Origin of the sequence: Reyranella sp. (assembly GCF_050185545.1) — a bacterium.
Lineage (GTDB): Bacteria > Pseudomonadota > Alphaproteobacteria > Reyranellales > Reyranellaceae > Reyranella.
Window position 1 is genome coordinate 36,213 of sequence record NZ_JBFWZI010000019.1, and the last position, 12,701, is coordinate 48,913.

Below are 12,701 nucleotides of genomic sequence, written 5' to 3' on the forward strand. Positions count from 1 at the left end.
GATTATTGCGCCTGCACTTCGCAGTTGCTCACAAATGCTCACCCGGTGACTGGAGACACCGCTAAATCGGCAAATGTCGCGACTGGTCAGTATTTTGGAACTACATCTGGTGTGACTAAAAAATCACACTTCCGCCCCATTTGGGACTAGCGAGGGCCATCCGGGGTTTCCATGTTCGGGCTGTATCTCCCCCGAACGTGGTCCCCCCAAAGCCACGTTCTAGCCTCCTCGGAGGCGCTTGGGCCGTCCTCTCACTCTCCCCCGAGAGGACGGCCTTTTTCTTTGCCGCATGCTAGGACGGCCGTCATCTTCGATGCGTGAGTCATGGCGGCCGAGCCTGATGCCCCGATCCTGGAAGCTTCCGACCTCGCCTGCCGTCGCGGCGGGCGGATGGTCTTCGATCGTCTGTCATTCGCGATGGGAGAGGGAGAGCTCCTGACGCTGCTTGGCCGCAACGGCAGCGGCAAGACCACCCTGCTGCGCGCACTCGCCCTGCTGGTTCGCGCCGAGGCTGGAATCATCCGATGGCGTGCGGCCGACGTTCGCCGCGAGCCGGAGGACTGGCGCCGACAGATCGCCTGGCTCGGGCATCTCGACGGACTCAAGGGCGACTTCTCCGTGCTCGAGAACCTGCTGGTCGCCGAGCGGCTGCGCGGCGCGCCGCCGGCAGAGGACCGGATCGACAATGCCCTGGTGGCCTTCGACCTGTCGGCCCTTGCGGCGCGGCCGGTGCGCAGCCTGTCGGCGGGCCAACGACGACGCACGGCGCTCGCCCGCGTGCTGCTCTCGCAAGCCCCCGTGTGGCTGCTCGATGAGCCGCTGAATGCCCTGGACCAGCCCGCGCAGCAGGCCTTTCACGCGGTTCTCCAGGCCCATCTCGACACCGGGGGACTGGCCATCGTCGCCACCCACGCGCCGCTCGCGCTCGCACAGGGACGGCATCTCGAGCTGACCGCTCCGGCGCGGGTCCGGCCATGAGCGGGTTCCTCGCCCTGGTCGTCCGCGACCTGCAGCTGGTCTGGCGACGGCCAGGCGACGTCGCGGTCGTGCTCGCCTTCTTCGTCGTCGCGACCACCCTGTTTCCTCTCGGCATCGGACCTGAGACCAACCTGCTGGCACGCATCGCTGCCGGCGTGCTGTGGTGCGCGGCGCTGTTCGCCTCCCTGCTGTCGCTCGAACGGCTGTTCGCCGCCGACTACGAGGACGGCACCCTCGACCTGCTGCTGCTGGCGCCGTGGCCGCTCGAGCTCGCCGCGCTCGCCAAATGCCTGTCTCACTGGATTGTGACCGGCCTGCCGCTGGCCGCCCTGGCGCCCGTCCTGGGCGTCGCCTTCGGCCACACCGGCACCACCCTGCTCGGCCTGTCGGCGACCTTGCTGATCGGCACGCCGACCCTTTCCCTGATCGGCGGCCTGGCCGCCGCCCTTACGCTCGGAGCACGGCGGGGCGGCGCTTTGCTGGCCCTGCTCGCCCTGCCGCTTTGCGTGCCGACTCTGATCTTTGGAACGACAGCGATCGAGTTGCTGGCCACCGGCGACGATTTTGCCGCACCCTTGCTGGTGCTGGCGGCGTTGGCCCTGGTCGCGCTGGCGACCACGCCCTGGGCCATGGCTGCCGCCTTGCGGCAGGCTGGCGAATAGACAAAATCGCCGGCGGGACGGAAACCACCCCTCGATGGCCGACCTCCATTTCCTTGCCAACCCGGCGCGGTTTCGCCGCTTCAGTCAGCGCGTGCTGCCGGGGCTGACGCTCGCCACCTTGCTGTCCCTGGGGGTCGGCCTCTATCTTGCCCTGTGGGGTTCCCCGCCCGACTACCAGCAGGGCGAGACCGTGCGCATCATGTTCGTGCACGTGCCGTCGGCTTGGCTGTCGATGGCAGGCTATGCCCTGCTGGCGGCCCTGGGCGCGGCGCTGCTGGTATGGCGCCATCCCCTGGCCGCCCTGATGGCACGCGGCGCCGCACCGGTCGGCGCGTGCTTCGCGCTCACCTGCCTGCTGACCGGCTCGCTGTGGGGCCGCCCGATGTGGGGCACCTACTGGGTGTGGGACGCGCGGCTGACGTCCATGCTGCTGCTGTTCTTCCTCTACCTCGGCCACATGGCGCTGACGCATGCCTTCGACGACAGCGAGCGCGGCGATCGGGCTGCCGCCATTCTTGCCCTCGCCGGCGTGATCAACCTGCCAATCATTAAATTCTCGGTCGATTGGTGGAACACGCTGCACCAGCCGGCGTCGGTCGCCAAGCTCAGCGGGCCGGCGATCCATCTGACCATCCTGATGCCGTTGCTTTGGATGGCGGCCTCGTTCACCCTGCTGTTCATCCTGCTGGTGCTGGTGCGTACCGAGACCGAGATCGATCGCCGTCGCATCGAGATCGCGGACCAGGACGCATGACGAGCTACACGGTCTTCATCCTGTCCGCCTACCTGGCGGTGCTGGTGATCCTGGGCGGGCTCACCATCGCCTCCCTGGGCGCGCGCCGCCGCGTGCGCCGCGAACTGGCGCGCCGCGGCCTCGAGCGCCAGCGCGGGCAGCGCGCCGGAGCAACGCCATGACGCCCAAGCGCCGCCGCCTGTGGCTGCTCGTCGGGTCGCTGGCCGTGCTGGGCGCCGCCGCCACCCTGGTCCTGACGGCGTTGAACGACAATCTGGTGTTCTTCTATTCGCCATCACAGGTTGCCGAGAAGGGTATCGCCCCCGATCGGCGCTTCCGGCTGGGCGGACTGGTCGAGGCGGGCAGCGTGCAGAAGCACGGCGAGGAGGTGCGCTTCACCGTCACCGATACGCAGAAGACTGTGGCCGTCGTCTATCGCGGTCTGCTGCCCGACCTGTTCCGCGAGGGTCAGGGCGTGATCGCGGAAGGCGCCTTGCGAGCGGACGGCGTGTTCGTCGCCCGCGAGGTCCTGGCCAAGCACGACGAGAACTACATGCCGCCCGAGGTCGCCAAGGCCATCAAGGAGGCCGGGCAGTGGAAGGACAAGAAGTGACGCGTTGCACGGGGCCGCGCCGGTGATTCCCGAGGTCGGGCATTTCGCGCTGATCCTGGCCCTCTGCGTGGCGCTGGTGCAGGGCACGCTGCCGCTGCTCGGCGCCGCCCGAGGCGACCAGCGCCTGATGGCGCTCGGCCGCACGACTGCGCTGACGCAGGCCTTTCTGGTCATCCTGGCCTTCGGGTCGCTGACCCAGGCCTACGTGACGTCGGACTTCTCGGTGGCCAACGTCGTCGCCAACTCCCATTCGGCCAAGCCGCTGCTCTACAAGATCTCCGGCGTGTGGGGGAACCACGAGGGCAGCATGCTCCTGTGGGCCCTGATCCTGGCGCTGTTCGGCGCCGCGGTCGCCCTCTTCGGCGGCACGCTGCCCGACACGCTGCGCAGCCGCGTGCTGGCGGTGCAGGGGCTGATCGGTCTGGGATTCCTCGCCTTCCTGATATTTACCTCCAATCCGTTCGAGCGCCTCCTGCCGGCGCCGCCGGACGGCAATGGACTGAACCCGCTCCTGCAGGATCCCGGCCTCGCCTTCCATCCGCCACTGCTCTATCTCGGCTATGTCGGCTTCTCGGTGACCTACGCCTTTGCCATCGCCGCCCTGCTCGAGGGCCGTGTCGACCCGGCGTGGGCGCGCTGGGTGCGACCGTGGACGCTGGCGGCGTGGTGCTTTCTCACGCTCGGCATCGCGCTCGGCAGCTGGTGGGCCTACTACATTCTCGGCTGGGGCGGCTTCTGGTTCTGGGATCCGGTCGAGAACGCCTCGCTGATGCCGTGGCTTGCCGGGACCGCACTGCTGCACTCGGCGATCGTCGTCGAGAAGCGCGATGCGCTGAAGAGCTGGACCGTCCTGCTCGCCATCGTGGCCTTCTCGCTGTCGCTGCTCGGCACCTTCCTGGTGCGCTCCGGCGTGCTCACCTCGGTGCATGCCTTCGCCCAGGATCCGGCGCGCGGCCTGTTCATCCTGGCGTTCCTCATCGCCGTGACCGGCGGCGGCCTCGCCCTCTACGCCTGGCGCGCGCCCGGTCTGCAGGGCGGCGGCCTGTTCCAGCCGATCAGCCGCGAGGGCGCGCTGATCCTGAACAATCTCCTCCTGTGCACGCTCGCCGCCACGGTGCTGCTGGGCACGCTTTACCCGCTGTTCCTCGACCTGCTGACCGGCGCGAAGGTGTCGGTCGGGCCGCCTTTCTTCAACGCCACCTTCGTGCCGATCTGCGCGCCGCTGTTCGCGGCGCTCTGCATCGGCCCGTTCCTCGGCTGGAAGCGGGCCGAGCTGTGGCCTGCCCTGATGCATCTCAGGCTCGCCTTCGTCGTCTCGGTGATCGCCGCGATCGTCGCCGCCATCGTCGTCGACAGCCGCTCCGCCCTGGCGGCGATCGCCTTCGGCTTCGGCGTCTGGCTGATCGCCGGCAGCGTGGCCGAATTCGCGCAGCGCCTGCGGCTCGGCACCGCGCCCTTCAGCGACTCCCTGCGCCGACTGCGGGCGACGCCGCGCGCCAGCCTCGGCATGACGATCGCGCACACGGCGCTGGGCTTTGTTGTGCTGGGTTCCGTGGCGACGAGTGCCTGGCACACGGAGCTGATCCGCACGGTGAGGACCGGCGAGAGTATGAGCTTCGCCGGCTACCAGGTGACGCTGCAGCGGGTCGAGACCGTGCAGGGTCCGAACTACGTCGCCGAACGCGCGACGCTCGCCGTCACCCTGGGCGGCAGGCCGTACACGACCTTGCAGCCCGAGCGCCGCCTGTTCGTTGTCCAGCGCCGCCAGGTCGCCGAGACCGCGATCCAGACCAACCTGCTGCGCGATTTCTACGCCACGCTCGGTGAGGGCGATGCGAACTCCGGCTGGGTGATCCGTCTCTATCTCAATCCGCTGGCGCCGTGGATCTGGCTGGGCGCCGCCTTGTGCGCCTTCGGTGGCTTCGTCTCGCTGTCGGATCGCCGCTTGCGCATCGGCGCGCCCTCGCGCCTGCGGCCGGCGACGGTCCGCTGATGAGCCGCCGTCTGCTGTTCCTGCTGCCGCTCATGACGCTGGCGCTGATGACGGGGTTCTTCGCCTGGTCCCTCCTGGCCGGACGCGACCCGGCCTCGATCGGCTCGGTCATGATCGGCCGTCCGGCGCCGCGTCTCGACCTGCCGGCGCTGACGCCGGGCGAGCCGCCGCTCGGCGACGCGATGCTCAGGACCGGCAAGCCGGTGCTGGTGAATTTCTTCGCCAGCTGGTGCGCACCCTGCCTCGCCGAGCATCCGCTGTTCATGCGGCTCAGGGATCGCGAGGGCGCGACCATCATCGGCGTCGCCTGGAAGAACAAGCGCGAGGACGCCACCCAGTGGCTGAAGCGGCTGGGCGATCCGTTCAAGGCAGCCGGCCTCGATCTCGACGGCAAGACAGGACTCGATTGGGGTCTGAGCGGCGTGCCGGAGACCTATGCCATCGACGGCAACGGTATCGTGCGCCTGCATTTCCGCGGGCCGATCACCGAGCGCGACCTCAACGATTCCATTCTGCCGTTCCTGAAGGGGACGAAGTGAGACTGCTGTCTCCCCCGGCGCTTGGCGCCTTCGTCCTCGCGTCCGTGCTCTTCATCGGCGCCTGCTTCGCCGTCGAGCCGACGGAGATGCTGAAGGATCCGGCGCTCGAGGCGCGCGCGCGAACCATCGGCCAGGCGCTGCGCTGCGTCGTCTGCCAGAACCAGTCGATCGACGATTCGTCGGCCGAGGTGGCGCGCGACATGCGCCGTGCCGTGCGCGAGCGCCTGACGGCCGGCGACAGCGACGACCAGGTGTTCGCCTACATGGTGGCGCGCTACGGCGATTACGTGCTGCTGCAGCCGCCGTTCAAGGCCAGCACCCTGGTGCTGTGGCTCGGCGGCCCGATCCTGCTCATCGTGGCAGGCAGCGCCCTGCTGATCGCGGCGCGCCGCCGCACGCGGCGGACCGTGACGCCGCCCCAGCCGCTGAGCGCAGAGGAACGGCAGCGCCTCGACGCGCTGCTGAAGCCCTGATGCTGGAATTCGTCCTCGCCTTGCTCGCCACCGCGACCGTCGGGGCGCTGCTGATTCCCTTGTTGCGCGCGCCGCGTCGCTCGGCCGCACGGCTCGACGGCGAGCTCGCGATCTATCGCGACCAGCTCGACGAGATCGAGCGCGAGCGCACCGCCGGCACGATTGCCGAGAGGGACGCGGACGCGGCGCGTCTCGAGATCGAGCGCCGCGCGCTTGCCGCGGCGGATCAATCAGCCAACCGCCTGACCAGCCAGGCCGACAGCCTGCTGCACAAGGTGCTGGCGCCGGCGCTGGCGCTCGCAATCCCGCTGCTGGCGCTGGGGCTCTATCTGCACATGGGTCGACCCGGTCTGCCGGCGGCGCCGACCATCGCCGGCGCGCCGCGGCCGTCGGCGCCGGCCGAGCCGATGGATATCGCGCGCCTCGTCAGGATGGCGCAGGACCGTGTCACGGCCCAGCCCAATGATGCCGAGGCGCAGTCGGCGCTGGGCGAAGCGTTGACCCTCGAAGCCGACGGCACGGTGACGGCGGCCGCAGCCGCCGCCTTCCGCAAGGCCGTCGCCATGCAGCCGGGCGATGCGCGCGCCGTCTACTATCTCGGCCTGCACGAGGCGCAGAGCGGCGACAGCCGCGCTGCCGTCGAGCGCTGGCGCGCGCTCGAGGCCAGTAGCCCGCCCGACGCGCCCTACCTGCCGATGCTGCGGTCCGAGATCACGCGCGTCGCCCGGGCCGCCAACATCGAGGTGCCGGGGGCGCCCCAATCGACCACGCCGCCGCAGCCCTCGCGCGAGCAGCAGGATGCCATGGCGGCGCTGACCCCCGAGCAGCGCCAGCAGGCGATCCGCGGCATGGTCGAGGGGCTCGCTGCACGCCTGAAGGATAACCCGCAGGACCGCGCTGGCTGGCTGCGCCTGGCCAACGCCTGGAAGGTGCTGGGCGAGAATGCCAACGCGGTCGACGCCTACGCCCGGGCCGACACGCTGGCGCCGGTCGATGCCCGCCTGCTCGCCGACTGGGCCGAGGCGCACGTGCGCCAGCTCAAGCCGGGCGAGGCCCCGTCGCCCGCCGCCGTCGCCGTCCTGCAGCGCCTCGAGAAGGCCGAGCCGCGCAACGGCCTGGCGCTGTTCTATCTCGGCGCCGCCGCCTTCGCGGCGGGCGACAAGAAGGCGGCGGCCGAGCGTTGGAAGACGCTGCTCGCCATGCTGCCGGCCGACGCGCCGATCCGCGCGATGCTGGAGGAGCGGATTAGGGAGGCGGAGACGGCCAAGTAACGCCCGGCTCAGCGAGTGCCCCCTTTCATTACCTCCCAGGCAATCGCCACCCCACCCCATGCGGGCTTACCTCGCTCCCGGACCAACCATCCGAAGGAGGAAGCCATGTCCACCACTGCCACTGTCACCGCGAACGGCGTCGACACCGTGATCGATGCCTATGTCTCCACCTGGAACGAGACCGATCCTGCCCGCCGGCGCGCCGGCATCGCCCGGGCCTGGGCGGAGGCGGGCAGCTATCGCGACCCGCTGATGAAGAGCGACGGCCATGCCGGCGTCGACGCCATGCTGGCTGGCGTGCAGGGCAAGTTCCCGGGCTTCGTGCTGAAGCGGACGTCGAAGGTCGACCATCACAACGGCGCGGTGCGCTTCTCCTGGTCGCTCGGGCCGGCTGCCGGGCCGCCGATCGTCGAGGGCGTCGATTTCTGCGCTCTCGCAACCGACGGACGGCTCGCCTCGGTCGTGGGCTTCATCGACAAGATGCCGGCCTGAAGTCGCAGGGTCGGCTGCCTCGCGCGCCGGGCCAGTTCCCGGCGCGCGAGGCATCGACTCGATAGGGCAACGGCATTTCAGCCGTCGGGCGTCACGCGGCAGGGTCGCTCCAGCATTCAACTCTGGAGACTCACATGCCCAACTGTCTGGCCCAATTCTGTTCCGCCGCCCTGATCGCCTTCGCTCTCGCGGTCGGCAGTCCGGTCGCCCCGGCCCATGCCGAAGGCGCCAAGCCCGCCGTCGCAAGCGCTGGCGGCGTGATCGCCGTGCCCTCGGGCTACGGCATGATCGAAACCGTCGAACGGCTGAAGAAGGACATCGCCACCAAGGGCATCCAGTTCTTCGGCGAGGTCGACCAGGGCGCGCTCGCGGCCGTCTCGGGCGTGCCCGGCGTCAAGCCCTCGGTGCTGCTGACGTTCGGCAATCCGCCGCTCGGCACGCAGTTCGTCGGCGGCCGTCAGCAGTCCGGCCTCGATTGGCCGGTGCGCATGCTGGTTTATCTCGAGGCGCCCGGCCAAGTGATGATCGCCTGGACCGACTTCGACTGGATCGCCCGGCGCCATGGCCTCACCGGCCTCGACGCCCAGCTCAAGATGGCAAACGAGGTCGCCGCCTCGATCGCCTCGGCCGCAGCCAGGAAGTAGCGCGGCGACGCCACTCGACCACAAGCGTCTGCATCCCGGAAGACGATTTCGACCGCGCCGGTTCCCGAGGGCCGGCGCGGTTCGTCGTGTATGATCGGCGAAGACAAAGCATTGGGAGGAAGCAGGCAATCATGAGCAGTCATGGCAAGGGCGCTCGGACGATCGTCGGTCGCCGTCTTTTCGTATCGGCGTCGATGGCGGGCATGGTTGCGGCGCCTGCGATCGTGTCGGCGCAATCCGCGAGCGGCGACTGGCCGTCGCGTCAGATCCGTGTCGTCGTCCCCTATCCGCCGGGCGGTCCATCGGACATCACCACGCGGATCGTGCTCGAGCGCGCCAGCTCCCTGCTCGGCCAGAGCGTGCTGTTCGACAACAAGGCCGGCGCCAGCGGCGCTATCGGCGCCGAGCACGTCAAGAACAGCGCCCCCGACGGCTATACGTTCCTCACAACCACGACGGCGATGGTCTGCATCACCCAGCATCTGCAGCCCTTGCCCTACGATCCGGCGACCGACTTCATTCCGGTCGCGCGCACGGCAACGTCGTGGATCGGCATGGGTGTCAACCCGCAGGTGCCGGCCAACAACCTCCAGGAGTTCATCGCCTACGCCAAGGCAAATCCCGGCAAGATCAACTTCGGCTCGGCCGGGCTCGCCACCATCACCCAGCTCTATGGCGAGATGTTCAATATCGAGACCGGGGTGAACATGGTGCACGTCCCCTACAAGGGCAGCGCGCCGGCGACCAACGACCTGTTATCGGGCCAGATTCAGGTGCAGTTCGATCCGACGACGCTACCCCACATCGCCGCCGGCCGGCTGAAGTGCTTCGCCATCGTCGGCGAGAAGCGCTGGCCGGGGCGCCCCGACATCCCGACCCTGCGCGAGCAGGGTTACGGCAAGATCGGCGGCGATGCCTGGTTCGGCATCCTGGCACCCAAGGGCACGCCGCAGCCGATCACCGACAAGCTCGCCAAGGCGATTGCCGAGGCCGCCGGGATGCCCGACGTCAACGAGAAGCTGGTGACCAGCGGCAACTACGCGAGCTACCTGGGGCCGGCTGCCTTCAAGGAGACGATCGCCCGCCAGGCCAAGTCGTTCGGCGAGATCATCAAGACCGCCGGCATCAAGATCTGACTTCTTCTGGACCGCGGGCGTCCCGCCCGCTCATACGGCTTCCACGTGGGATGACGGCATGAGCGGGCGGGACGCCCGCGGTCCGGAAGAGAATGACCCCCTCGTTCGCCGAAGGCGGCAACACCTCCCCAAGCGTCGCCTGGGGAGGGGAACGATCATCGTGGCTACACCGACGCCAGCGCCTGGTCGAGGTCGGCCACGATGTCCTCGATGTGCTCGATGCCGATCGACAGGCGGACATAGCCCGGCGTGACGCCGGTCTGGGCCTGCTCCTCGACGGTGAGCTGGGAGTGCGTGGTCGAGGCCGGATGGATGGCGAGGCTGCGCGCGTCGCCGATGTTGGCCACGTGATAGAACATCTTCAGGTTGTCGATGAACTTGCGGCCGGCATCGACGCCATCCTTGAGCTCGAAGCCCACCAGCGCGCCGTAGCCGCGCGACAGGTAGGCGTCGGCGCGGCGCCTGGCCTCCCCGGACATCAGCGACGGATGGATCACCTTCGAAATCTTGGCGTGGCTCGAGAGGTGCTTGGCGACGGCATTGGCGTTGTCGCAATGCACGCGCATGCGCAGCGGCAAGGTCTCCAGCCCTTGGATGAACAGGAAGGCGTTGAACGGGCTCATCGGCGCGCCGACATCGCGCAGCAGCGTCACCCGCGCCTTGATGATGTAGGCGACCGGCCCCATCGGCTTGGTCGCCTGCGTCCACACCGCGCCGTGATAGCTCGGGTCGGGCGTGTTCAGCATGGGGAAGCGATCCTTGTGCTTCTCCCAGTCGAAGTTGCCGCCGTCGACCAGGATGCCGCCGATCGAGGTGCCGTGACCACCGATGTACTTGGTGGTCGAGTGCATGACGATCGCCGCGCCGTGGTCGAGTGGCCGGCAAAGCACTGGCGCCGCGGTGTTGTCCATGATCAGCGGGATGCCGAGCTCGCGGCCGATGCGCGCCACCTCGCCGATCGGGAACACCTTCAACTTCGGATTGGGCAGGGTCTCGGCATAGTAGCAACGCGTCCTGGCGTCGGTGGCGCGGCGGAAATTCTCCGGATCGGTCGGATCGACGAAGCGGCATTCGATGCCCATCGTCTTCAGCGTATTGGCGAACAGATTCCAGGTGCCGCCATAGAGATCGGTCGAGGCGACGAGATTGTCGCCGGCGTGGCAGATGTTCTGGACCGCGAACAGCGACGCCGCCTGGCCCGACCCCACGCACAGGGCGGCAACACCACCCTCGAGCGCCGCGACGCGCTGCTCCAGCACGTCGTTGGTCGGGTTCATGATGCGGGTGTAGATGTTGCCGAGCTCGGCGAGGCCGAACAGGTTCGCCGCGTGCTGGGTGTCGCGAAACTGATAGCTGGTGGTCTGGTAGATCGGCACGGCGACCGCGTTTGTGGCCGGATCGCTGCGGTAGCCCGCATGAAGAACGAGCGTCTCAGGGTGCTTGCTGTTGGTCGCCATGGTCACTCCCCTCGTGTCGAGGGGGGCGACTATACAGGCGACGATGTTTCACACAAACGGACAAGGCAGCCCTGCATCTTCCGCGTGCGGAGATGCCGCCCGGTCGTGGTAGCGTGAAATCCGTACGACAATGCCTGTTTGCCCGACCACCGGCCGGTGGTCGGGCCTTTTTTGGCCAGCCGTCCGATCCGCCTATTTCTGGGTATCCGGCGTTGCCGGCGCGGCGGGACGGGCCGGCGGCAGCGCGGGCGTGCGTGGCTGATCCGGTGCAGGCGTTGTCCGCTCGACACCCGGCTGCTGGGCAACGTCGGTGCGATCGCCCTTCGGCGCCGCGAAGAACAACAGGCCCGCGACCAGGGCAATCGCTACCAGGATGCCGACCACAAGACCGAGCCCGCGGCCTTCGCCGGCCTTGTCGTAGTACTTCTCATAGGCGCGTGGGTCGCGCTCCGGATTGGGCGGGTTGGGGATGTAGTCGCTCATGGATATCTCCTTTCTCTTGGAAGCGCTGCGGAATGAACGCCCGTTGAGGCAATCTAGTTCCAATCTTGATTTGATTCGCGAAATCAACAGCTTGACCCGGAAACGGCCCGGCCCGGCGTGATTCATGCTAGGCTTCGGCAAAAGCTGGGAGGCCTGCAAAGGAGGGGCTGTGGGCGCCTATGTCGTAACCGGTCAGCGAGCGCGCCAGATGCGGGTGGTGCCGCCGGAGATCCTGAAGCGCCTGTCCACCAGGTCCGACAGCCATGGCTTGGCGCAGACCGCGGCACACGTCGCGCTGCTGATCGCCGGCGGCGCGCTGGTGCTGGCGACCAGGGGTTCGTGGTGGGTTGTCCCCGCGCTGCTCGTGCAGGGTATCTTCGTCAATGCGCTGTTCGGGGCGATGCACGAGTCGGTGCACTACGGCTCGTTCAGGACGCGCTGGATGGCCGACCTTCTCGCCTTCCTCTCGGGCGCCGCGATCCTGAACAACGCCGGCTTCTACCGGCACTTCCACTACGCCCACCATCGCTACACCCAGGATCCCGACCGCGATCCCGAGCTGGTCACCTCGGGCACGCCGCGCACATGGCCCCAGTACCTCTTCCGCATCAGCTCCATTCCCTTCCTGATGCTGCGTGCGCGCGACATCTTCCTGTTCCCGTTCGGCCGGCACGGCAACGTCACCTACATCGATCCGTCCGCGTGGCCCGAGGTCCAGCGCTGGGGCCGCTGGCTGCTCGCCTTCTACGCATTGCTGATCGCGGGCTCGATCGCGCTGGGGACGGACGTCCTGTTGTGGGTCTGGTTCATCCCGCTGCTGGTCGGCCTGCCGCTGCTGCGGCTCTATCTGCTGTGCGAGCACACGCTCTGCCCGAACTCCGATGACGGCTTCGCCAACACGCGCACGACGCTCAGCAATCCGCTGGTGCGATTCCTAATGTGGAACCTGCCCTACCACGCCGAGCATCACCTGTTCCCGAGCATCGCCTTTCACCACCTCCCGGAGGCCCACCGCCTGCTGCGGCCGCACCTGAAGTTCGTCGGCAAGGGCTATGTCCAGGTCCAGCGCGAGATCGTGCGGAGCCTGGCGTGAGGACCAGCGAAGGGGTCTTCGACTGCGGTGATCTCTCCCTGCAGCGCGGCGGTACGCTCAAGGGCGCGCGCATCGTCTACAAGACGTTCGGCACGCTGTCGCCCCGGCGCGACAACGTCATCGTCTACCCGACG

General features: G+C 68.4%; 15 protein-coding genes. 13 read left to right on the top strand and 2 right to left on the bottom strand.

Features of this window, described 5'->3' with window-relative positions:
- The first annotated feature begins 324 nt into the window (after positions 1-324).
- From ccmA to AB7O82_RS07765, 12 genes are all read left to right on the top strand, one after another.
- Positions 325-978, top strand: a complete 654-nt coding sequence (ccmA, locus tag AB7O82_RS07710) for a heme ABC exporter ATP-binding protein CcmA (protein ID WP_428539950.1) — start codon at positions 325-327, stop codon at positions 976-978.
- On the top strand, positions 975-1,640 hold the full coding sequence (gene ccmB / locus AB7O82_RS07715) for a heme exporter protein CcmB (RefSeq protein WP_428539947.1): 666 nt from the start codon (positions 975-977) through the stop codon (positions 1,638-1,640). The genes ccmA and ccmB overlap by 4 nt, the downstream gene beginning before the upstream one ends.
- 34 nt (positions 1,641-1,674) lie before the next feature.
- Positions 1,675-2,394, top strand: a complete 720-nt coding sequence (locus AB7O82_RS07720) for a heme ABC transporter permease (RefSeq protein ID WP_428539944.1) — start codon at positions 1,675-1,677, stop codon at positions 2,392-2,394.
- A complete protein-coding gene (gene ccmD, locus AB7O82_RS07725; protein WP_428539941.1) occupies positions 2,391-2,555 on the top strand; it encodes a heme exporter protein CcmD in 165 nt (54 codons plus the stop codon). Before AB7O82_RS07720 ends, ccmD begins: the two co-directional genes overlap by 4 nt.
- Positions 2,552-2,986 (top strand): cytochrome c maturation protein CcmE, encoded by a 435-nt coding sequence (ccmE, locus tag AB7O82_RS07730; RefSeq protein WP_428539938.1) that lies wholly within the window; start codon positions 2,552-2,554, stop codon positions 2,984-2,986. Before ccmD ends, ccmE begins: the two co-directional genes overlap by 4 nt.
- 22 nt (positions 2,987-3,008) lie before the next feature.
- Positions 3,009-4,979: a heme lyase CcmF/NrfE family subunit gene (locus AB7O82_RS07735; protein WP_428619120.1), complete on the top strand. Its 1,971-nt coding sequence runs from the start codon at positions 3,009-3,011 to the stop codon at positions 4,977-4,979.
- Positions 4,979-5,518 (top strand): DsbE family thiol:disulfide interchange protein, encoded by a 540-nt coding sequence (locus tag AB7O82_RS07740; RefSeq protein WP_428619078.1) that lies wholly within the window; start codon positions 4,979-4,981, stop codon positions 5,516-5,518. Before AB7O82_RS07735 ends, AB7O82_RS07740 begins: the two co-directional genes overlap by 1 nt.
- A gap of 5 nt (positions 5,519-5,523) precedes the next feature.
- Positions 5,524-5,991 carry a cytochrome c-type biogenesis protein gene (locus AB7O82_RS07745; RefSeq protein WP_428540078.1) on the top strand — a complete coding sequence of 156 codons (468 nt, stop codon included), beginning with the start codon at positions 5,524-5,526 and terminating at the stop codon, positions 5,989-5,991.
- Complete coding sequence (ccmI, locus tag AB7O82_RS07750; RefSeq protein ID WP_428619081.1) at positions 5,991-7,262, top strand: c-type cytochrome biogenesis protein CcmI; 1,272 nt, start codon at positions 5,991-5,993, stop codon at positions 7,260-7,262. The genes AB7O82_RS07745 and ccmI overlap by 1 nt, the downstream gene beginning before the upstream one ends.
- Before the next feature lie 105 nt (positions 7,263-7,367).
- Positions 7,368-7,754 carry a nuclear transport factor 2 family protein gene (locus tag AB7O82_RS07755; protein ID WP_428556473.1) on the top strand — a complete coding sequence of 129 codons (387 nt, stop codon included), beginning with the start codon at positions 7,368-7,370 and terminating at the stop codon, positions 7,752-7,754.
- A 134-nt stretch (positions 7,755-7,888) separates the two neighbouring features.
- The gene (locus AB7O82_RS07760) at positions 7,889-8,398 is read left to right on the top strand and encodes a DUF302 domain-containing protein (RefSeq protein ID WP_428619084.1); all 510 of its coding nucleotides are present in this window, start codon (positions 7,889-7,891) and stop codon (positions 8,396-8,398) included.
- 131 nt (positions 8,399-8,529) lie between these two features.
- Entirely contained in the window at positions 8,530-9,534 is a 1,005-nt protein-coding gene (locus AB7O82_RS07765) for a Bug family tripartite tricarboxylate transporter substrate binding protein (protein ID WP_428556468.1), read from the top strand.
- 164 nt (positions 9,535-9,698) lie between these two features.
- Here the strand turns inward: AB7O82_RS07765 and AB7O82_RS07770 are convergent, their stop codons facing one another.
- Together AB7O82_RS07770 and AB7O82_RS07775 are read right to left on the bottom strand one after the other, a co-directional pair.
- Positions 9,699-10,991: an O-acetylhomoserine aminocarboxypropyltransferase/cysteine synthase family protein gene (locus AB7O82_RS07770; protein ID WP_428619086.1), complete on the bottom strand. Its 1,293-nt coding sequence runs from the start codon at positions 10,989-10,991 to the stop codon at positions 9,699-9,701.
- Positions 10,992-11,183: 192 nt separating this feature from the next.
- The gene (locus tag AB7O82_RS07775) at positions 11,184-11,474 is read right to left on the bottom strand and encodes a hypothetical protein (RefSeq protein WP_428548873.1); all 291 of its coding nucleotides are present in this window, start codon (positions 11,472-11,474) and stop codon (positions 11,184-11,186) included.
- Positions 11,475-11,643: 169 nt separating this feature from the next.
- On the opposite strand from AB7O82_RS07775, the gene AB7O82_RS07780 reads away from it, so the two are divergent.
- Positions 11,644-12,567 (top strand): fatty acid desaturase, encoded by a 924-nt coding sequence (locus tag AB7O82_RS07780; protein WP_428619089.1) that lies wholly within the window; start codon positions 11,644-11,646, stop codon positions 12,565-12,567.
- The last annotated feature ends 134 nt before the right edge of the window (positions 12,568-12,701 follow it).